Annotated in this window: 17 protein-coding genes; 14 read left to right on the top strand and 3 right to left on the bottom strand. The window is 74.1% G+C overall.

Annotated features, from left to right (window positions below):
- Position 1: 1 nt before the first annotated feature.
- The gene (locus ACTMS2_RS24890) at positions 2 to 2,017 is read right to left on the bottom strand and encodes a phage tail sheath family protein (protein ID WP_441177552.1); all 2,016 of its coding nucleotides are present in this window, start codon (positions 2,015 to 2,017) and stop codon (positions 2 to 4) included.
- Positions 2,018 to 2,217: 200 nt separating this feature from the next.
- Entirely contained in the window at positions 2,218 to 3,066 is an 849-nt protein-coding gene (locus ACTMS2_RS24895) for a MaoC/PaaZ C-terminal domain-containing protein (RefSeq protein ID WP_441177553.1), read from the bottom strand.
- Positions 3,067 to 3,437: 371 nt separating this feature from the next.
- On the opposite strand from ACTMS2_RS24895, the gene ACTMS2_RS24900 reads away from it, so the two are divergent.
- Genes ACTMS2_RS24900 through ACTMS2_RS24935 form a run of 8 tightly spaced genes read left to right on the top strand, consistent with a single transcriptional unit; the run spans position 3,438 to position 13,462 of the window.
- A complete protein-coding gene (locus tag ACTMS2_RS24900) occupies positions 3,438 to 4,394 on the top strand; it encodes an ABC transporter substrate-binding protein (protein WP_441177606.1) in 957 nt (318 codons plus the stop codon).
- On the top strand, positions 4,391 to 5,275 hold the full coding sequence (locus ACTMS2_RS24905; protein ID WP_441177554.1) for an ABC transporter ATP-binding protein: 885 nt from the start codon (positions 4,391 to 4,393) through the stop codon (positions 5,273 to 5,275). Before ACTMS2_RS24900 ends, ACTMS2_RS24905 begins: the two co-directional genes overlap by 4 nt.
- Positions 5,272 to 6,099 (top strand): ABC transporter permease, encoded by an 828-nt coding sequence (locus ACTMS2_RS24910; protein WP_363904844.1) that lies wholly within the window; start codon positions 5,272 to 5,274, stop codon positions 6,097 to 6,099. Before ACTMS2_RS24905 ends, ACTMS2_RS24910 begins: the two co-directional genes overlap by 4 nt.
- Before the next feature lie 37 nt (positions 6,100 to 6,136).
- A complete protein-coding gene (locus ACTMS2_RS24915; protein WP_441177555.1) occupies positions 6,137 to 8,146 on the top strand; it encodes a hydantoinase/oxoprolinase family protein in 2,010 nt (669 codons plus the stop codon).
- Positions 8,147 to 8,149: 3 nt separating this feature from the next.
- Positions 8,150 to 9,730 (top strand): class I adenylate-forming enzyme family protein, encoded by a 1,581-nt coding sequence (locus ACTMS2_RS24920; RefSeq protein WP_441177556.1) that lies wholly within the window; start codon positions 8,150 to 8,152, stop codon positions 9,728 to 9,730.
- A complete protein-coding gene (purB, locus tag ACTMS2_RS24925; RefSeq protein WP_441177557.1) occupies positions 9,730 to 11,088 on the top strand; it encodes an adenylosuccinate lyase in 1,359 nt (452 codons plus the stop codon). Before ACTMS2_RS24920 ends, purB begins: the two co-directional genes overlap by 1 nt.
- Complete coding sequence (locus ACTMS2_RS24930) at positions 11,085 to 11,846, top strand: enoyl-CoA hydratase/isomerase family protein (RefSeq protein ID WP_441177558.1); 762 nt, start codon at positions 11,085 to 11,087, stop codon at positions 11,844 to 11,846. Before purB ends, ACTMS2_RS24930 begins: the two co-directional genes overlap by 4 nt.
- On the top strand, positions 11,843 to 13,462 hold the full coding sequence (locus ACTMS2_RS24935; protein ID WP_441177559.1) for a thiamine pyrophosphate-binding protein: 1,620 nt from the start codon (positions 11,843 to 11,845) through the stop codon (positions 13,460 to 13,462). Before ACTMS2_RS24930 ends, ACTMS2_RS24935 begins: the two co-directional genes overlap by 4 nt.
- 91 nt (positions 13,463 to 13,553) lie before the next feature.
- Here ACTMS2_RS24935 and ACTMS2_RS24940 read toward each other — a convergent pair whose 3' ends face one another.
- A complete protein-coding gene (locus ACTMS2_RS24940) occupies positions 13,554 to 14,378 on the bottom strand; it encodes an IclR family transcriptional regulator (RefSeq protein ID WP_441177560.1) in 825 nt (274 codons plus the stop codon).
- A gap of 151 nt (positions 14,379 to 14,529) precedes the next feature.
- Between ACTMS2_RS24940 and ACTMS2_RS24945 the strand changes: the two genes are divergently transcribed.
- From ACTMS2_RS24945 to ACTMS2_RS24970, 6 genes are read left to right on the top strand one after another with little or no spacing between them, the layout of a single operon-like run.
- Complete coding sequence (locus ACTMS2_RS24945) at positions 14,530 to 16,548, top strand: hydantoinase B/oxoprolinase family protein (RefSeq protein WP_441177561.1); 2,019 nt, start codon at positions 14,530 to 14,532, stop codon at positions 16,546 to 16,548.
- Positions 16,545 to 17,534: a tRNA U-34 5-methylaminomethyl-2-thiouridine biosynthesis protein gene (locus tag ACTMS2_RS24950; protein WP_441177562.1), complete on the top strand. Its 990-nt coding sequence runs from the start codon at positions 16,545 to 16,547 to the stop codon at positions 17,532 to 17,534. Before ACTMS2_RS24945 ends, ACTMS2_RS24950 begins: the two co-directional genes overlap by 4 nt.
- A complete protein-coding gene (locus ACTMS2_RS24955; RefSeq protein WP_441177563.1) occupies positions 17,527 to 18,366 on the top strand; it encodes a 2-amino-5-chlorophenol 1,6-dioxygenase subunit alpha in 840 nt (279 codons plus the stop codon). Before ACTMS2_RS24950 ends, ACTMS2_RS24955 begins: the two co-directional genes overlap by 8 nt.
- A 35-nt stretch (positions 18,367 to 18,401) precedes the next feature.
- Positions 18,402 to 18,692: a BMC domain-containing protein gene (locus ACTMS2_RS24960; protein ID WP_089000518.1), complete on the top strand. Its 291-nt coding sequence runs from the start codon at positions 18,402 to 18,404 to the stop codon at positions 18,690 to 18,692.
- Between the two features lie 23 nt (positions 18,693 to 18,715).
- Positions 18,716 to 19,054 (top strand): BMC domain-containing protein, encoded by a 339-nt coding sequence (locus ACTMS2_RS24965; protein WP_089000517.1) that lies wholly within the window; start codon positions 18,716 to 18,718, stop codon positions 19,052 to 19,054.
- On the top strand, positions 19,041 to 19,304 hold the full coding sequence (locus ACTMS2_RS24970; protein ID WP_366642263.1) for a EutN/CcmL family microcompartment protein: 264 nt from the start codon (positions 19,041 to 19,043) through the stop codon (positions 19,302 to 19,304). The genes ACTMS2_RS24965 and ACTMS2_RS24970 overlap by 14 nt, the downstream gene beginning before the upstream one ends.
- Positions 19,305 to 19,312: the final 8 nt, after the last annotated feature.

A 19,312-nucleotide genomic window follows, 5' to 3' on the forward strand; every position in this document is an offset into this window, starting at 1 on the left:
CTCAGGACGGGCTCTGGCCGGCGAGCTGCTGGATCCGCACGATCACGAATTCGGCGGGTTTGAGGGGGGCGAACCCGACGACGACGTTCACCACGCCCCGGTCCCGGTCGTCGCCGGTGGTGGTCTCCGCGTCGCACCGCACCAGGTACGCCTCGCGCGGGGTACGCCCGGCGAACGCGCCCTTGCGGAACAGGTCCTGCATGAACGACGTCAGGTTCAGCCGCAGCTGGGCCCAGAGCGGCTCGTCGTTGGGCTCGAAGACGGCCCACTGGGTGCCCCGGAAGACGCTCTCCTCGATGTAGAGCGCGAGCCGGCGCACCGGCGTGTACTTCCACTGGCTGGCCAGCACGTCCGCGCCGGCGGTGGTGCGGGCCCCCCAGTTGACGGTGCCGACGACCGGGAACGTCCGCAGGCAGTTGAGCCCGAGCGGGTTGAGCACGCCGTTCTCGGCGTCGGTGAGCGGGTGGACCAGGTTGGTCACCCCGCGCAGCTGCGCCTCCGTGCCGGCCGGGGCCTTCCACACGCCGCGCTCGGTGTCCTGGCGGGCGTACAGGCCGGCTAGGGTGCCGCCGGGGGCGACCGTACGGGGCCGGAACCCGTCGGTCGGGTCGGGGATCCGCAGCCGGGGGAAGTGCGCCACGGCGTTGGGTCCCTTGACGCCGAGCTGGTTGATCCAGTCCAGCGCGCGGTCGGGGTCGTCCACCCCGGGCGGCGGGTCGACCAGCAGCATCGCCCGACGCCGGGCGCACAGCTCGTACGCGGCGGCCCAGACCGCGTCCGGGTCCACCCCGGTGTCGACGGCCCCCGGGTCGCCGGGCTTGGCGCGGGTCGCGTCGGGGATGCAGAGCAGGTTGAACAGGTCGGTCCTGAGCAGGGCGTAGATGCCGGTGTAGGCGGCCTCGGAGCCGATCAGCGCGGCGGCGCCGGGCAGAAGCGTGCCGTCCGAGCCGGTGACCAGGTCGCCCTGGCCGAGCCGCTTGGCGCCGACGGGGGTGTACCGGCCGACGTTCGTGGTGGCGCCGCCCAGGCCGAGCAGGGCCGCGCCGTCGGCCACGTCGCCGGAGGCGGTCGCGCCCGTGACGGTGAAGGCCGCGTCGACGGCCGCCGGGGCCACCAGCGGGTCCACGTCGCCGAGGACGCGCAGCCCGCCGTCGGCGGTGGGCAGCACCCGCACCCGCAGCCCGGCGGCCCCGTCGGCGGCCCCGAGCGCGGTGTTGATCTTCCGTTGCAGCAGCGCGGCCACGCCGGCGGGCGAGGACGGCAGCCGCTCGCCCTTCTCCAGCGCCGTCACGGTCACGGCGGCGACGGCCGGGACGGTCTTGGTGGGGTCCGCCGGGTCCGGCTTGGTGGGCCGGTCCGGCTGCACGGTGAGCCGGTAGTTCTTCGCGGCGTCCACCGTCGGCGCGCCGATGGCCGCGCCGAGGGTGCCGCTGGGCACCGGCCGGCCCGCGCCGCTCGCCCCGGCCCGGGCCCGCACGAGCGAGGAGCCACGGTCGGGGTCGTTGAGCGCGGCGACGGCGTACGCGGCGCTCGCCGGGTCGGACGACAGCCCGGTGAAGCGCTCGCTCGCGCCGGTCGCCGGGTCCTGGACGCTGAGGTTGAACGTCTTCGGGTCGGCCGCGTCGTCGTGGTCGACGTCGATCAGCAGCGCGCTGCCCCAGCTGCCGGTGCTCGCGGCGTCCAGCACCAGCGCCGACTTCGGACCGGCGCCCACCTTGTCGAGCAGGGTGACCGAGGCGGGGCGGGCGTCGGCGCGGGGCACCCGTACGACGAGCGCGGCGGAGCCGCCGTTGCGGAAGAACTGCTGCACGGCCAGGCTGAGTTCGGAGTCGCGGTCGACGCCGCCGAAGCGGCGCTCGAACTCGCCGAAGCTGTTCACCCGGACGGCGCGGTGCTCCGGGCCGGTGCGGACGTATCCGACGAAGGCGGCCACCCCGGTCGCCACGCCGATGACGGGTCGGACGCCGCTCGGGGCTTCCTCGATGTAGACGCCGGGATAGCTCGGAGTCACGGGCATGACTACCTCGTCTCGGAGTGGAAAGTCGGCTGCCCACACCCTCCGCCCGCAGGTCAGCGCCCTCTAGCGGGGACCCGACCGGGTTGCGACGCGAACCCGACACCTCGCACCGATGCGGTTACCGTCCGTGAACTGATCGGCCAGCGGGCCGCCGCTGAACGTCCCGGTCCGCGCGCCGTTCGGCCAGCACGGCGGGCCGGTCACCGGGCGGCGAGGGCCAGCACGCCCCGGTCCAGGACGATCCGTCCCGCCCCGTCGCCGACGCGGAAGAGCATGCCGTACGGGCGCCGCCAGGCGTGCACCGTCAGGGTGTCGCCAGCGTGCAGCGGCGCGTTGAAGCGGGCCCGGACGTGCCGTACGCGGGTCGGGTCGTCGCCGACGAGGGGCAGCAGGAGCCGGCCGGCGAAGCCGAAGGTGCACAGGCCGTGCAGGATCGGGCGGGGCAGCCCGGCGCGACCGGCGACGACCGGATCGGAGTGCAGCGGGTTGCGGTCGCCGCTGAGCCGGTAGAGCAGCGCCTGGTCCGGGCGGACGGCGGCGACGATCCGGTGCGCGGGCGGGCCGGTCGGCGCGCGCCAGGGGGTGGCCCGGGCGCGGCTGCCGCCGAAGCCGCCGGCGCCGATGACGAACATGGACCGGCGTACGACGGCCACCGTCGTGCCCGCCGGGTCGCGCAGCCGGGAGACCTGCTGGACCAGCGCGCCGCTGCCCTGGTCGTGCAGCGCGGTCACGGTGGCGGTGGTGTGCACCTGCCCGGCCGGCGGCAGCGGGCGGAACAGGGTGAGCGCCTCCTCCGCGTGCCGGACGGCGGTGGGGTCGCCCAGGGGCGGCGGGTCGGCGGCGAGGACGCTGGCGAAGGTCGGCAGCACCCGCTGCGGGTGGCCGGTCGAGTTCTCGGTGGTGAAGCGGAGTTCCGTGGCCGGGTCGCGCTGCCCCGCCCCGACCCCGAGGGCGTAGAGGATCGTCTCGGTGGAGGTCCAGGCCCGACGCGACGACGTACGCAGGCCGACGAGCGCCGGCAGCGGGCCGCCTCTTCCCGGTGTGCTCATCGGCGCGCCCCCGCCCGACCGCCCCCGCGCGCCTCGCGCTTCGCCGCCCGGCCGCGGTTCGGTCGTCCGCCGGCGGCACCTCGACCGCCTGGGCCATACGCGCGACTACGCAGAGTGGTCGACGTCATCGCCCCCGCGGCGGGTGCCGGCTCGGGGCGACCGGCATCGGCCCGTTTGTCCAGCGTGTTCATCGGACTCCCGGTTTGTGGCCGCAGATTCGATCCGCCGACCGTCGATCGCCGACGGCTACTGTCTGTTGCAGGAAGGTGAGGTCGAATCTCTTGACTGTGCCCACCGCCCAGCAGTAGCGTCCCATATTAAGCAACGGTAACCATAATATGAGCCGCTAGGTATCTGGGGTAGCCATGAGAATGCGAGCATTGCGAGCTGCGGTAGCAGCCCTGCTGGTGACCGCCGCCGTTGCGGCATGCGCGGAGAACCAGACCCCGACCGAGTCCGGTGGCGGCGAGGCGGCCCCTTCGGTGGCGGTCAACTTCGGTGTGGGCGTCGACCCGGCGTACTCCCCGATCTACCTCGCCGACCAGGAGAAGCTGTTCCAGGCCAACGGCCTGAACGTCACCGTCACCCAGTTCCAGGAGGGCACCGGTGGCCTCGACGCGATCCTGGCCAAGCAGGGCCAGGTCACCGCGAGCACCGAGTCGAGCCTGCTCAACCGGGCCACCCGGGGCGACATCAAGGGCCTGGCCGTCTTCTCGCAGTCGCCCAGCTTCATCAAGCTCGTGGCGCGCTCCGGCGTCGCCGACGTGGCCGGCATCAAGAAGTACGGCGTCGTCCCCGGCACGGTCAACGAGTACGCCACCAACAAGGTCCTCGCGGCGCGCGGCATCAGCCGGGAGTCCGTCGAGTTCGTCAACGCCTCGCCCGCCGAGATGCCGGCCCTGCTGCAACGCGGCGACGTGGACGGCTACATCATGTGGGAGCCGTGGCCCTCGCGCGGCGTCGCCAACGGCGGCAAGGTCCTGCTGACCAGCGGCGACATCGGCTACGTCTACAACCTGGTGATCGGCGTCGACGGCGCCTGGTACGAGGCCAACAAGGAGACCGCCAAGAAGGTCGTGCAGACCATCGCCCAGGCGTGCGAGCAGCTCACCAAGGACCCCGCCAAGGCGGGCACGGTCACCGAGAAGGCCATCAAGGTGCCGGCGAAGGAAGCCCAGACGCTGCTCGAGGGCGTCCAGTGCCAGGTCCGCGACTTCACCGACGACGACCTCAAGCGCTACGGCGAGATCGCCCAGTTCCAGCAGGACAGCAAGATCGTCACCCAGAAGGCGGACCCGGCGACCGTCATGGTCAAGGGGGTGGCGTGACAGTCGACGGCACCGCCCCCGCCACCTCCGCCGGGCTGCCCGCCAGCCGCGCCGGCTCCCCGATCCGCATCCGCGACGTCGACATCCGCTTCGGCGAGTTCGTGGCCGTCAGCGGCGCGAGCCTCGACATCGGTGCCGGTGAGCTCGTCTGCCTGCTCGGCCCGAGCGGCTGCGGCAAGTCCACGCTGCTCAACGCGGTCGCCGGGTTCGTCCGCCCGGCGGCCGGCGAGGTGACCTGCGGCGGCGAGCCGGTGACCGGGCCGGACGTGTCGCGGGGCGTGGTCTTCCAGAGCGCCGAGGCGCTGTTCCCCTGGCTGACCGTACGCCAGAACGTCGCCTTCGGACCGCAGATGCGCGGCGTGCCGAAGGCCCGGCGCGACGCGGTCGTCGACCGCTACCTGGCGATGGTCGGCCTCGCACACAGCGCCGAGCGGTTCCCCGAACAGCTCTCCGGCGGCATGCGCCAACGGGCCCAGCTGGCCCGGGTCCTGGCCAACGACCCCTCGGTCGTGCTGATGGACGAGCCGTTCGGCGCCCTGGACGCCCAGACCCGGCTGGTGATGCAGGTCGAACTCGACCGGATCTGGCGCGAGACCGGCGCCACGATCGTCTTCGTCACCCACGACATCGGCGAGGCCATCCTGCTCGGCGACCGGATCGTCACGATGACCGCGGGGCCGTCGGCGGCGATCAAGAAGGACTACCGCTGCGACCTGCCCCGGCCCCGCGACCTGACCGACCCGGCCTGCGCGGCGCTCTTCCGCGAGCTGCGCGAGGACATCGGCGCCGAGGTGGCCCGGACGCTGCGCGCCCAGGGGCTCGACGACGGCCACGACGGCCGACCCGGCGGCGGCCGGGCCGAGCGGACGGAGGGACGATGACCGTCGAGGCACCCACGGTCCCCGACCGCACCAGGGCGGCGGCGCCGACCGGCCCCCGCCGCAACCGCTGGCCCCGGCTGACCCGCATCGGGCTGTCGGTCCTGTCGGTGCTGCTCGGCGTGCTGATCTGGGACCTGGTCAGCCGCAACTACACCGCCTTCTTCCTGCCCTCGCCACGGCTCACCCTCGACGGCGCGGTCGAACTCGTCCGCGACGGAACCCTGTGGGACTCGGTCAGCGCGTCCTCGACCCGCATCCTCACCGGCTGGCTGCTCGGCGTGCTCGTCGGCGTACCGATGGGTCTGCTGATGGGCTGCATCCCCTGGCTGCGGCTGATGCTCGACCCGTACATCCAATTCTTCCGCTTCGTGCCGCCGATCGCCTTCGTCACCCTGGCGATCATCTGGCTCGGGCCGGGGGAGGCGTCGAAGGTGGCGCTGATCTTCTACACCACCGTCTTCATCGTCGCCCTCAACACCCTGGCCGGGGTGCTGTCGGTCAACGAGATCCGGATGCGCGCGGCCCGCGCCCTCGGCGCCGGCCCCGTACGCAGCCTGGTCTCGGTCGTGCTGCCGTCGACGGTGCCGCACGTGGTCACCGGGGCCCGGCTGGCGATGGGCAACTCGTTCCTGACGATCGTCTCCGCCGAGATCGTCGCCGCCCAGAGCGGCCTTGGCTCGCTGATCTGGACGGCCCGCAACTACGCCAAGACCGAGTGGGTCTTCGTGGGCATCATCGCCCTGGGCCTGCTCGGCTACCTCTTCGACTGGATCCTGCGGCTGGTCACGGGACGGACCCTGCGCCGCTACGGCGTGACGTTCTAGTCGCCGACGCCATCCACCCCTACCCGAAAGGCTCGCCATGCTCTGCATCGGCGTCGACATCGGTGGCACCTTCACCGACGTCATCGTCTACGAGCCGGCCACCGCCCGGCTCGCCGAGGCCAAGACCCTCTCCACCCCGCACGACCCCGCGGCGGCGATCTTCGAGGGCCTCGCCAAGCTCGGCGTCAGCCTGGACACCGTCGACCGGTTCGTGCACGGCACCACCCGGGTCACCAACGCGCTGCTCGAAGGCTCCGGCGAGCCGGTGGCCGTACTGGCGACCGAGGGCTTCCGGGACGTGCTGGAGATGGGCCTCGGGCACCGGCCCCGCCTCTACAGCGTCAAGGAGAGCGCCCGGCCGCCGCTCGTCGCGCGCCGGCACCGGCACGTGCTGCGCGAGCGCATCGCCGCCGACGGCAGCGTCGTACGGCCGCTTGACGCCGACGAGCTGGACGAGGCACTCGACCGGGTGGCCGCCGCCGGGCCCCGGGCGGTGGCGGTCTGCCTGCTGCACTCGTACCGCAATCCCGCGCACGAGCGGGCCGCGGCGCGGCGGCTGGCGGAGCGGCACCCCGGCCTGGTCTGCACCGTCTCCTCCGACGTGGTGCCGGAGCAGGGCGAGTACGAGCGCTTCGCCACCACCGTGCTCAACGCGAGCGTGCGGGCGACCGTCGCCGACTACCTGCGCGGGCTCGGTGACGCCCTCGCCGACGGCGGATACGCCCACCCCCTGTCGATCATGACGAGCAGCGGCGGTGTCGTCTCCACCGACGAGGCCGGGCGGCTGCCGATCAACCTGGCCCTCTCCGGGCCCGCCGGCGGGGTCGCCGCCAGCGTCCACCTGGCCTCGCTCGCCGGCTATCCGAACGTCATCACCTGCGACATCGGCGGCACCAGCACGGACGTCTGCCTGATCAAGAACGGCACCCCGTTGATGACCAACGACGGGAAGATCGCCGGCTACCCGAACCGCACCTTCCAGGTCGAGATCAACACCATCGGCGCAGGCGGCGGCTCGATCGCCTGGCGCGACCTGGGCGGGGAACTGCGCGTCGGGCCGCGCAGCGCCGGCTCCACCCCCGGCCCGGCCGCCTACGGCCGGGGCGGCACCGAGCCGACCACCACCGACGCGCACCTGCTCGTCGGCCACCTCGACCCGAGCGATCGCCTGGGCGGGGAGGTGCCCCTGGACCCCGACGCCGCCCGCGCCGCCCTGGCCGGGCTGGCCGGCACGTTCGGCCTCGACGAGCTGGAGCTGGCGCGCGGCATCCTGACGCTCGCCACGGTCAAGATGACCAGCGCCATCAAGGAGATCTCCGTGGCGTGCGGACACGACCCGCGCGACTTCGTGCTGATGCCCTTCGGCGGCGCCGGCCCGATGCACGCCACCGACCTCGCCGATGAACTCGGCATCCGCCGGGTCCTCGTACCGCCGGTGCCGGGCAACTTCTCCGCGCTCGGCTTCGTCACCGCCCAGGCCCGCCACGACTACGTGCGTACCGTCCTGGTGCCGGCCGACGACGACGGCCTGGCTGCCGCCCGGGCGGCCCTGGCCGACCTGCGCGACGGCGCCCTGGCCCAGCTCAAGGCCGAGGACGGCGTCGAGCCGGACCAGGTCAGCTTCGGCCTCTCGGTCGGCATGCGGTTCCGGGGGCAGAGCTTCGACCTCGCCGTCGCCCTGCCCGAGCTGCCGGCCACGGCCGACGAGCTGGTGGCGGCCTTCCACGCCGCCTACGCCGAGCGCTACGCCTACACCCGCTCCGACCACCCCGCCGAGATCGTCAACTGCCGGCTCACCGCGTTCGGGCCCCGCCCGGCCGTGCGCTTCGCCGCCCCGGCCGGCGGCCCGGCGCAGCCCGGCACGACCCGCCTCTACCGCACGGGCGGCTGGGTCGAGGCCAGTGTGTGGCGCCGCGCCGACCTGGGCCCCGACTCCGTCGTGGCCGGCCCCGCCGTCGTACGGGAGAACGGCAGCACCACCGTCGTCGGCGGCGGCTGGAGCGCCACGGTCGACGACCACGGAAACCTGCTGCTGACCAAGGAGTGACCCGTGATCCCGCCAGCGCTCGACCTCACCGTGCTGGAGCGCGCCGCCCGGCAGCCGGACCGCGCCCTGTACGTCTTCGACGACCCGGACCGGCCCGTGACGACGGGGGAGTTCGCCGACCTCGCCGGCCGGGCGGCGGCCGTCCTGGCGGCCCAGGGCGTCGGCCGTGGCGACCGGATCGCGGTCTGGGCCGAGAACGGGCTGGCCTGGCTGGTGCTGCTGGCCGCCGCGGCCTGGCGGGGCGCCGCCCTGACCACCCTGCACCCCGGCCTCACCGGGCCCGAGCTGACCTCGGCGCTGGCCCGCGCCCGACCACGGCGGCTCTTCGCCGCCGAGCGGGTCCGCGACCGGCCCGGCCCGCCCACCGTCACCCGGGCCCTGGCGGGGCTGCCGCCGGGCGAGCGCCCGGACGGCTGGCACGTCCTCGGCGCGGACCTGGGCGCGGCGGCGCTGGCGGGGCTGCCCGGCTGGGACGACCCGGTCCCGCCGCCCGTCGGCGATCCGGACGCCGCCTGCAACATCCAGTTCACCTCCGGCTCCACCGGCCCGGCCAAGATGGTGTCGCTGAGTGCGGCCAACCTGCTGACCAACGCGGTCTGGACGGCCGAGGCGGCCCGGCTGCGCCCCGACGACCGGATCGCCTCGCCGCTGCCGCTGGCCCACGCGGCGGGGCTCGGCAGCGGGGCGATGCTGGCGCTGGTGACCGGCGCGCTGTGGGTCTCCACCCGCAGGTTCCGCACCGAGCCGGTGCTCGACCAGATCGAGCGGCACGCGTGCACGGTGGTGCAGGCCGTACCCACCATGGCGTCGATGCTCGCCGACCACGTCGAGCGTGACCCCGGACGCTGGGACCTGTCGTCGTTGCGGGTCGGCTTCCTCGGCGGCGCCACCTGCACCCCGGCGCTGCTCACCCGCACCCGCCGGGTCCTCGGACTCGACCGGGTGGCGGTCGTCTACGGCCAGACCGAGGCCGGCCCGACGATCAGCCTGGACCCCGGCGACGGAAGCTGGGGGCCGCCCGGGCACACCGTCGGACGCGTCCTGCCGGCCCTTGAGGCCACCGTGGTCGACCCCGCCACCCGTGCCCCGATGCCCGCCGGGCAGGTCGGTGAGCTGCTGGTACGCGGAGAATCGGTCACCCGCGGCTACGCCGACGACCCGTTCACCACCGCCGCCGCGATCACCAGCGACGGCTGGCTGCGCACCGGCGACCTTGGCGCGCTGACCGGCGACCGGGTCCTCACCCTGGCCGGCCGGATCAAGGAACTGATCATCCGTGGCGGCGAGAACGTGCACCCCGCCGAGGTCGAGGCCGTGCTCGCCGACGACCCGGCCGTGGCCCGGGTGTGCGTCCTCGGCGTGCCGTCGCCGCGCTGGGGGGAGGAGGTCGCGGCCCTGGTCGTGACCGTCCCCGGTGGGCGCTGCGACGTCGACCGGCTCACCCGGGCCGCCACGGAACGGCTGGCCCGGCACAAGGTGCCGACCCTGATCCGTACGGTCGCCGACCTGCCGCTGCTGCCGTCGGGGAAGGTCGACCGGCGGGCCGCGCGGGACCTGCTCGTCGCTCCGGGGGAGGAACGCTGATGCAGCTCGGCTCGTGTTTCCTGGACTCGCTGACCGTCACCAGCTTCTTCGGCAACGCCGAGATGCGCGGGGTCTTCAACGACCGGCAGCTCATGCAGTCGTGGCTCGACGTCGAGGCCGCCCTCGCCCGGGGCCAGGCGAAACTGGGCGTCATCCCGTCCGCCGCCGCGCAGGCCATCACCGAGGCCGCCCGCGTCGAGCGGCTCGACACGGCGGTGCTCGCCGCCGACGCCGCCGACACCGTGCACCCCCTCGTGCCGCTGGTGCGCGCGCTCACCGCCGCCTGCCCCGGCGACGCCGGCCGCTACGTCCACCTCGGCGCCACCACCCAGGACGTGATGGACACCGGCTTCGTCCTGCGGGCCCGCGACGGACTGGACATCGTGCAGCGGCAGGTCGACGAGCTGGTCCGCGCGCTGCGCCGGCTGGCGCTGCGCCACCGCGCCACCCCGATGGCCGCCCGCACCCACGGGCAGCAGGCGCTGCCGACCACCTTCGGCCTGCGCTGCGCGGTGTGGCAGGACGAGCTGCAACGCCACCGCGTCCGGCTGCGGCAACTGCGCCAGCGGCTGCTGGTGACGAGCATGGGCGGCGCGGCCGGCACGATGGCCGGCTACGGCCCGCAGGCGTTCGCACTGGAGCAGGCCGTCGCCGCCGACCTGGGGCTCGGCGTCGCCGCCACCCCGTGGCACGCCACCCAGGACCGCTTCGCCGAGTGCCTGATGGTCTTCGGCCTCGTCGCGGCCAGCGCCGAGAAGCTGGCCCGGGAGGTCTACTTCCTCGGCCGCACCGAGGTCGGCGAGGCGTACGAGTCGCAGCGGTCCACCCAGGTCGGCAGCAGCACGATGCCCCACAAGCGCAACCCGATCCGCTGCGAGGCGGTGATCGCCGCCGCCGGCACCCTGCGGGCCCAGGTGCCTCTGGCGTTGCAGACCATGGTCGCCCAGGACGACCGGGACATGGGCGTCGGGATGACGCTGTGGAAGCTGCTGCCGGAGTGCTTCATCCTGCTGGGCGGCGCGTTGCAGCGGCTGGTCGACGTCTTCAACGACCTCGGCGTCAACCCCGACCGGATGCGCGCCAACCTCGACCTCACCGGCGGGCTCGTGCTCTCCGAGGCGGTGATGCTGCGCCTGGCCGGCCCGCTCGGCCGGGAGCAGGCCCACCACCTGGTCATGCGGATCGTCCGCGACAGCCTGGAGCAGGGCCGCCCGTTCGCCGAGGCGCTGCGCGCCGACGCCGAGGTGGCCGCCGCCCTGCCCACGGCGGAACTCGCCGGCCTGCTGGACCCGCTGTCGTACGTCGGCCACGCCGCCGCGCTGGTCGACCGCGCCCTACTGAACTCGGAGTCGCCATGACCGACGCACACCGCGCCGAGGAGTCCGTGCTGCTGCACCGCGACGGCCGACTCGCCCGGGTGACGCTGAACCGGCCCGCCCGGCGCAACAGCTTCGACCTGGCGATGCTCGCCCGCTTCGAGGACGTGCTGCACGAGCTGTCGCGCGACGACGGGACCGAGGTCGTCCTGCTCACCGGCGCGGGCACCGCGTTCTGCGCCGGCACCGACCTGCACGAGCTGGCGACCCTCGACGCCCGGGCCACGATGTCCGTCCAGCGCCGCACCGCCGAGCTGGTCGAACGCTGGTACCGGCTGGAGCAGAGCACCGTCGCGGCGTTGAACGGCCCGGCCATCGGCTCCGGGGCGGTGCTCGGCCTGGCCAGCGACCTGCGGGTGGCCGCCGACACCTGCTTCGCGACCTTCCCGGAGGTGGGCTTCGGCATCCCGCTGACCTGGAGCGGCATGGCGATCCTCGCCGACCTCGTCGGCGCCGACCTGGCCAAGCGCTGGCTGCTGCTGGGCGACCGGATCCCCGCCGACGAGCTGCGCGACCTGCGGCTGGTGACCGAGGTGGTGGAGCCGGGGCGGCTCGCCGACGCCGCGACCGGGCTCGCCGAGCGGCTGCTGGCCACCTCCGCCGTCGGGCGGTCGATGACCAAACGGGCGGCCCGCCTGGCCGGGCCCCGGTTCGAGGCCGCCGCCAACGACTCCTACCTCGGCGCGCTGAGCGTCGCGCTGCGCCCCGCCGGCGACTACCTCGCCCGGGATCCCCGGTGAGGGCCGGCGAGGCGATCGCCGACGCCATCGTGGCGCACGGGGTCGACACCATCTTCGGGCTGCTCGGCGACGCCAACATGTTCCTGGTCGCGGACCTGGTCCAGCGCCACGGCGTCCGCTTCGTGGCGGCCCGCAACGAGAACGCCGCGGTGATGATGGCCGACGGCTGGGCCCGCGCCACCGGCCGGTGCGGCGTCGTCACCGTGACCCAGGGCCCCGGCCTGGCGGTCGCCGGCGCCGCGCTGACCATCGCCCGGCAGGCCGGCACGCCGCTGGTCCTGATCGCCGGCGACACCCCGCCCGGCGACCCGCTGCACGTGCAGAGCTTCCCGCAGCAGCCGTTCGCGCTGGCCACCGCCGGGGCGTTCGTGCCCGTGGTGGCGCCGGCCACCGCCGCCCGCGACGTCGGCCTGGCGTTCCGCGCCGCCGCCGAACGGCCCGGCCCGGTCGTCCTCGACGTCCCCATCGACCTCCAGGACGAGCCGGTGCCCGCCGGGGCCGTGCCCGCGCCGGCCGTCGTCGCGTACCGGCCCGCGTCGCCGGCGCCGACCGACGCGGCGGTCGCCGAGCTGGTCGGCCTGCTGGCCGCCGCCCGCCGCCCGGTGCTGCTGGCCGGGCGGGGCGCCGAGGCGGCGGCCGACGACGTACGCCGGCTCGCCGACTGGTGCGGCGCGGTGCTCGCCACCACCGTGCTGGCCGCCGGGCTCTTCGCCGGCCACCCGTACCACCTGGGGGTGGCCGGGGGACTGGCCCGCCCGCTGACCCGGCGGGTGCTGGCCGAGGCGGACCTGGTGGTCACCCTCGGGGCGGGACTCAACCGGTGGACGGCCGACCACGGCGCGCTCTTCCCCGGGGCGCGGGTGGTCGCGGTCGACGTCGACGCGCGGGCGCTGGGCGCGCGGTGGCCCGTCGACCTGGGGATCGTCGGGGACGCGGCGGTCACCGCGCGGGCCGTGACGGCCCGGCTCGACCCGCTCGAGCGCCCGCAGTGGCGCAGTCCCGCCCTGGCCGCGCAGATCGCCGCGGCCGACCCGTTCGACGGCATCGCGTTCGTCGAGGGCGCGGCGGGCATCGACCCCCGGGCGTTCATGCGGATCTGCGCCCGGCGGCTGCCCGCCCGGCGCACCACCGTGGTGGGCGTGGGGCAGTTCGGGGGCTGGCCGAACCTGCTGCTCGACTCGTCCGCCGTGGACCGCGCGTTCATCGCGCCCTGGGAGTTCGGCAGCATCGGCGTCGGCCTGCCGTACGCCGTCGGGGCCGGGGTGGGCCGACCGGACCGGCCGGTGGTCGCCTTCGAGGGCGACGGCAGCCTGCTCACCGGCCTCGGTGAGCTGGACACGCTGGCCCGGGTCGGTGCGCCGGTACTGCTGGTGGTCCTCGACGACGGCGGCTACGGCGCGGAGGTGCGCAAGTTCGCCCCGCGCGGGGTCGACCCGGCGCTGGCCCGGTTCCCGGCCCGGGACCTGGCGGCGGTGGCCCGGTCCCTGGGCGTACCGGCCTGGACGGTCACCGACGAGGCGAGCGCCGAGGCGGCCCTCGACGCGGCGCTGCCGGTGACCGGGCCGGCGGTGCTGCACGTGCGGGTCCTGCCCGAGGTCACCCAGGAGCGGTTCTGAGGGCGTACGCCCCACCGCGCCGCCGCCGGCACCTGACGCGGTGCCGGCGCGACGGCGGGGGCCCGTGGTGACCGGTTCGTGGGTGGCGCGCTCAGTCGCCCCACCGGTCGCCGAAGCCGTGGCCGAGCTGGCGGGACAGCTCGGCGGCGGTACGGCAGGCGGCGTCGGCCAGCTCCCGGGTGCGGGTGTCGTCCAGGCGGAAGATCGGCCCGGAGATGCTGATCGCGGCGGCCACCCGGTCGTGCCGGTCGCGTACGGGGGCGGCCACCACCCGCAGCCCGTGTTCGCTCTCCTGGTCGTTGAGCGCCCAGCCCTGCCGCCGCACGGTGGCCATGTGCGCCACGAAGGTGTCCAGGTCGGTGATGGTGTTGCTGGTCATCGCCGTGAACGGCACGGTGGCGAGCAGGGCGCGCAGGGCGTCGTCGTCGTGGTCGACGAGCAGGGCCTTGCCGGCCGCGCTGCACCACAGGGGGATGCGCCGGCCGAGGCGGGAGACGAGCTGCACGTTGCGGGTGCCCTGCACGACGTAGAGCGAGATGGCGTCGGAGCCCTCCAGGACGGCGAGGTTGACGCTCTCGCCCTCCCGCTCGGCGAGCTGGTGCAGCAGGGGCCGGGCCAGCGCGTGCAGGTCGATCCCGGCGAGGAAGCGGGCGCCCAGCTCGAAGACCGCGACGCCGAGGCGGTAGGTGCCGTTCTCCTCGTTGCGTTGCAGGAAGCCGGCGTCGGCCAGCGCGCGGAACAGCCGGCTGGCCGTGGACTTGTGCAGGCCCAGTTCGCGGCTGACGTCGCTGACCTTGCGCTCGACGGCGTCACCCCGGAAGGCCAGCAGGACGCCCAGGGCGCGGTCCAGCGCCTGGGTGCCCGACTCGCGGGGGGCGGCGCCCTCGTCGGGCGTCGGGTCAGTGGCGTACGACATCTTGCTTCCCTGCCTTTCCGGCTGCTAGGTTTCATAATATAACTCTAGGACCACATGATGGTCCAATGCACGGTGGTCCACTCGCCCCGACCAGTCCAGGTCCCCTCCGGCGGAAGACACGGACCGACACCGGAATCAGTGAGGCATCCGCATGACCGTGAATCCGATCGACCTGGAAGTCGTCACCGAGAGTCTCATCTCGATCGTCCGCGAGATGCGGCAGACGATCTTCCGTACCGCGCACTCGCCGGTGATCGCCGACGCCCAGGACTTCTCCTGCGCGCTGTTCGACCCCTCCGGGCAGATGGTCGCCCAGGGCCGCGACATGCCGGGACACGTCATCGCCATGCCCGCCTCGGTGGCCGAGATCTTCGCCGACTTCGCCGCCGAGATGCGCCCCGGCGACCTCTACATCGTCAACGACCCGTACCGGGGCGGCAGCCACCTCAACGACGTCACCCTGATCAGCCCGGTCTTCGTCGACGGGCAGATGTTCCTCTTCCCCTGCGTCCGGATGCACTGGGCCGACATCGGCGGCATGACCCCGGGCAGCGTGTCCGGCCAGGCCACCGAGATCCTCCAGGAGGGGCTGCGGATACCGCCGATCAGGCTGATCGAGGCGGGCCGACCCAACCGGGCCGCCTTCGACATCCTCTTCGCCAACGTCCGGATGGCCGAGGAGCGCCGCGGCGACCTCGAGTCCAGCATCGCCGCCTGCCACACGGCGCAGCGCCGGCTGCGGGAACTCGTCGACCGCTGGGGCACCGGGCTGATCCTCGACTGCGTCGCGGCCAACATGGACCGCACCGAGCAGCGGCTGCGCGACATGATCCGGTCGCTGCCCGACGGCACCTACCGCTACGAGGACTACCTCGACCTCTACACCGACGGCGACTACGACGCCGCGATCGTGCGCTGCCGGCTGACCGTCGACGGCGACGAGATCGAAGCCGACTTCCGGGGCTCCTCCACCCAGGTCGCCGCCGTGGTCAACTCGTCGCGGGCGATGACCGTCGCCGGGGTGTTCATCGCGGTCAAGTCCGCCCTCGACCCCGGCGGCCTGGTCAACCACGGCGCGTTCCGGCCCCTGCGGGTGCTCACCGAACCCGGCACGGTGGTGCACGTCAGCTACCCGGCCCCGGCCAACGCCCACAGCGAGGTCCGCAAGCGGGTCATCTCCGCGGTGATGGCCGCGTTGAGCCAGGTGGCGCCCGACCTCATCGCCGCCGACCAGTTCGGCACCACCTTCCAGAACCTCATCGGCGGCGTGGACGAGCACACCGGTCAGCCCTACCTCTACTACGACTACCCGGCCGGCGGCAACGGCGGGTTCCTCGAATCCGACGGCCCCAGCGCGATGAACCCGGTCGACCTCGGCGACATCTCCACCATCCAGTCCGTCGAACGGCTGGAGACCGAGATCCCGATCCTGGTCGAGGCGTGCGAACTGCGCGCCGGCTCCTGCGGAGACGGTACCCACCGGGGCGGCCTCGGCAGCCGACGGGAGACCCGGCTGCTGGCCAGCGGCGGGTCGTACTCGGTGCAGACCGACCGCACCACCGTCCCCCCGTACGGGCTGCGCCACGGCGGCCCCGGCGCCCCGACGGTCACCCACCTGCGCCGCGCCGACGGCCGACGGGTCGACTTCGACACCCCCGGCAAGATCGCCGGCTTCCCCATGCGGGCCGGGGACGTGCTGATCATGGAGTCCGCCGGAGGCGGCGGCTGGGGCGACCCCCTGGACCGGGCGCCCGACGCCGTCGCCGAGGACGTCCGCCAGGACTACCTGACCGGCGACGAGGCCCGCCAGCGCTACGGCGTGGTCCTCGACGACGCCGGCGAGGCCGACCCCGCCGCCACCGCCGAACTGCGCCAGCGGCTGCGGGACGAGCGGAACTGGCTGCGCCTCGCCACCACCGACCGGCCCGCCTACACCGGGCGGCGCGGCCAACGCCGGCTGGCCTACGTCGCACCCGGCAGCGGCCTGGCCGAGGAGAGCCTCGTCGAGCTGCACGGCGTACACCCGGCGCCCCTGCGGGCCTGGCTGCGCCACGACGCCGCGCTCGCCGCCGACGAGATCGCCCTCGACGACGACGGGATGCAGATCCTCGGCGCCACCGCCGCGCACCGCGCGTACGTGCGCGTCCTCGCGGGGGAGGGACGGTCGTGAGCCGGGTCTTCCGGGTGCCGGTGGCGACCACCAACCCCCGCGCCGTTCGCGGCACCGGCGCCGGCAGCGCCCCGGCCCCGCAGGCCGCGCCCGCCCGGGCCGGCATCGTCGCCGGCTGCCTCAGCCCGCATCCGCCCCACCTGATCTACGCCGAGAACCCGCCGCAGAACGAACCCCGTTCCACCGGCGGCTGGGAGACGCTGCGCTGGGCCTACGAGCGGCTGCGCCGGCGCATCCAGGAGGTGCACCGACCCGACGTGCTGATCGTGCACGCCCCGCACTGGATCACGATGGTCGGCCACCACGTCAACTGCGTGCCCAACCCGCGCGGCATCTCCGTCGAGCCGATCTTCCCGCACCTCTTCCGGTACCGGTACGACTTCCGTAGCGACGTCGAACTCGGCGAGGCCATCGTCGAGGAGGCCAGCGGCCTCGGCCTGGTCACCCGCGCGATGCGCGACCCCCGGGTACGCGTCGACTACGCCACCATCGGCGCGCTGCACCTGGTCAACCCCGCCTGGGACATCCCCGTGGTCTCCCTGTCGGCGAACAACAACCCGTACTTCTACTCCGACGCGTCCCTGGAGGAGATGGAGGTGCTCGGCGAGGCCACCCGCCGCGCCGTCGAGGCCACCGGCCGCCGCGCCGTGCTGGTCGCCTCCAACTCCCTGTCGCACCTGCACTGGCACGAGGAGCCGGAGCTGCCGGAGGACATGGAACGCGAACACCCGTACAACAACCACCAGTACCGGTGGGACATGAAGCTGCTCGAAGCGATCCGCCGGGGGCCGACCGCCCCGCTGCGGGAACTCATCACCGAACACATCGAGGCCACCGCGTCGGAGACGAAGGCCGGCAGCCTCACCTGGCTGCTCGCCGCGATGGGCTGGCCCAAGGTCGCCGGTGACGTGCTCGGCTACGGCACGATCATCGGCACCGGAAACGCCGTCGTCGAGTGGCTGCCCGAGGGGAGCCCCCATGGCTGACCGGACCGGAATCGTCGCCGGCGCACTCCTGCCCGGCATGCCCCACCTGCTCGCGAAGGAACCCGCACCGAGCTGGAAAGCGCTGGCCTCGGCCGCGCGCGACGTGGGCGAACGGCTGCGCCGGCTGGAGCCCGACGTCGTCCTGCTGCTGTCCACCCAGTGGTTCACCGTCCTCGGCCACCAGTTCCAGTGCGACCCCAACCCGCGCGGCGAACACGTCGACGAGAACTGGTACGCCTACGACTACGGCCTGCTCCGCTACGACCTGCGCTTCGACGTGGAGTTCAGTGAGCGGTGGGCCGATCGGGTGCGGGCCGACGGCAAGCAGGCGCGCCGCACCCGCTACGAGGGATTCCCGATCGACGCCGGCACCATCGTCACCTCGGCGCTGCTCGACCCGGAGCGCAAGCTGCGCTGGGCGCAGGTCTCCTGCAACCTGTACGCCGACGCCGACACCCTCGCCGACGTCGGCCGGGCCGGTGCCGCCGCCGCCCGCGACGCCGGCCTACGCGCCGCCGTCGTCGTGGTCAGCGGCCTGTCCTCCGGGCTGATCCAGCAGTGGATCGAGCCCGGGCAGGACCACATCGGCGCGCCCGCGCACGAGCAGTGGAACACCCGCGTACTCGACCTGCTCACCGCCGGCAAGGTCGACGAGGCGCTCGCGATCCGCGAGGACTACGCCCGGCAGGCGCAGGCGGACAGCCAGTTCCGCGCCCTCGCGTTCGCCGCCGGGACCGGCGCCGCGAGCGGCCCCGCGCAGCTGCACTCGTACGGCCCGATCTGGGGCACCGGCGCCGCCGTCCTGTCCTGGAACCTGCCCGAGCGTCCCTGACCGAAGCCGACCCGCAACCAGAGCAAGGAGCAGACATGCGAAACGTGGCCGTGGGCTTCGTCGAAGCCGAGGGTTTCACCCCCATCTTCGACGCCGTCGACGCGATGGTTAAGGCCACCGAGGTCGAGGTGACGAAGGTCGTACGCCTCGGCGGCGGCATCGTCGCGGTCGCCGTGCGCGGCGACCTCGCCACCGTCGAGGAGGCGGTGGACATCGGCGAGGAGACCGCCCGGACGCGCAGCCGCTCGGTGCGCTCGATCGTCTTCGCCAGCCCCTGCGACGCGGTGAGCGCGCTGGCCGCCGAGCCTGACCTCGTCGGCAACTGACAACCGGGTAAGGAGAATCAGACATGTCCTCCGACATCGCGATCGGAATCGTCGAGACACGCGGCCTGGTGGCGCTCTCGGCGGGGATCGAAGCCATGATCAAGACCGCCGACGTCCGGTGCGTGGCCGTGGAACGGGTCACCAGCGGCTACCTCGCGGTCGCCGTCCGGGGCACCCTCGCCGCCGTACGCCAGGCCGTCTCCGCCGGAGAAGCCGCCATCCGCGCCCACGGCGAGCTGCGCAGCTCCCAGGTCTACCCGAAGCCCCACCCGACCACGGCGGCCCTGCTGGACGCGCCCGAACCGGCCCGCATCCGCGAGGTCATCGCCGGCCTGCGGGGAGAAACCGATGGTGCTCGGTGAGGTCGTCGGCAAGGTGTGGGCCGACCGCATCCTGCCGGCGTTGCAGGGCAGGCGGCTCGTCCTGGTCCGGCCGCGCGGAGACGGGCCCGACCTCGTCGCCGTCGACCCCCTGAACGTCGGCGTCGGCACCACCGTCCTGGTCGTCACCGACGAGGCCGCCGCGGCCGTGACCGGCCAACCCACCGTGGACGCCGCCGTGGTCGCGCTCGTCGCCGACCCCGGCAGCGAGCGGACCGACCCCACCACCTGAACCGGAAG

It is taken from the genome of Micromonospora sp. SD12 (assembly GCF_052068495.1).
Lineage (GTDB): Bacteria > Actinomycetota > Actinomycetes > Mycobacteriales > Micromonosporaceae > Micromonospora > Micromonospora echinofusca.

Excerpts from the sequence above, each read along its gene's own strand:
- ACTMS2_RS24960 (WP_089000518.1), top strand. The coding sequence starts at position 18,402 with ATGCGAAACGTGGCCGTGGGCTTCGTCGAAGCCGAGGGTTTCACCCCC.
- ACTMS2_RS24940 (WP_441177560.1), bottom strand. The coding sequence starts at position 14,378 with ATGTCGTACGCCACTGACCCGACGCCCGACGAGGGCGCCGCCCCCCGC.
- ACTMS2_RS24955 (WP_441177563.1), top strand. The coding sequence starts at position 17,527 with ATGGCTGACCGGACCGGAATCGTCGCCGGCGCACTCCTGCCCGGCATG.
- ACTMS2_RS24910 (WP_363904844.1), top strand. The coding sequence starts at position 5,272 with ATGACCGTCGAGGCACCCACGGTCCCCGACCGCACCAGGGCGGCGGCG.
- ACTMS2_RS24945 (WP_441177561.1), top strand. The coding sequence starts at position 14,530 with ATGACCGTGAATCCGATCGACCTGGAAGTCGTCACCGAGAGTCTCATC.
- ACTMS2_RS24895 (WP_441177553.1), bottom strand. The coding sequence starts at position 3,066 with ATGAGCACACCGGGAAGAGGCGGCCCGCTGCCGGCGCTCGTCGGCCTG.
- ACTMS2_RS24890 (WP_441177552.1), bottom strand. The coding sequence starts at position 2,017 with ATGCCCGTGACTCCGAGCTATCCCGGCGTCTACATCGAGGAAGCCCCG.
- ACTMS2_RS24930 (WP_441177558.1), top strand. The coding sequence starts at position 11,085 with ATGACCGACGCACACCGCGCCGAGGAGTCCGTGCTGCTGCACCGCGAC.
- ACTMS2_RS24900 (WP_441177606.1), top strand. The coding sequence starts at position 3,438 with ATGCGAGCATTGCGAGCTGCGGTAGCAGCCCTGCTGGTGACCGCCGCC.
- ACTMS2_RS24970 (WP_366642263.1), top strand. The coding sequence starts at position 19,041 with ATGGTGCTCGGTGAGGTCGTCGGCAAGGTGTGGGCCGACCGCATCCTG.
- ACTMS2_RS24915 (WP_441177555.1), top strand. The coding sequence starts at position 6,137 with ATGCTCTGCATCGGCGTCGACATCGGTGGCACCTTCACCGACGTCATC.
- ACTMS2_RS24965 (WP_089000517.1), top strand. The coding sequence starts at position 18,716 with ATGTCCTCCGACATCGCGATCGGAATCGTCGAGACACGCGGCCTGGTG.
- purB (WP_441177557.1), top strand. The coding sequence starts at position 9,730 with ATGCAGCTCGGCTCGTGTTTCCTGGACTCGCTGACCGTCACCAGCTTC.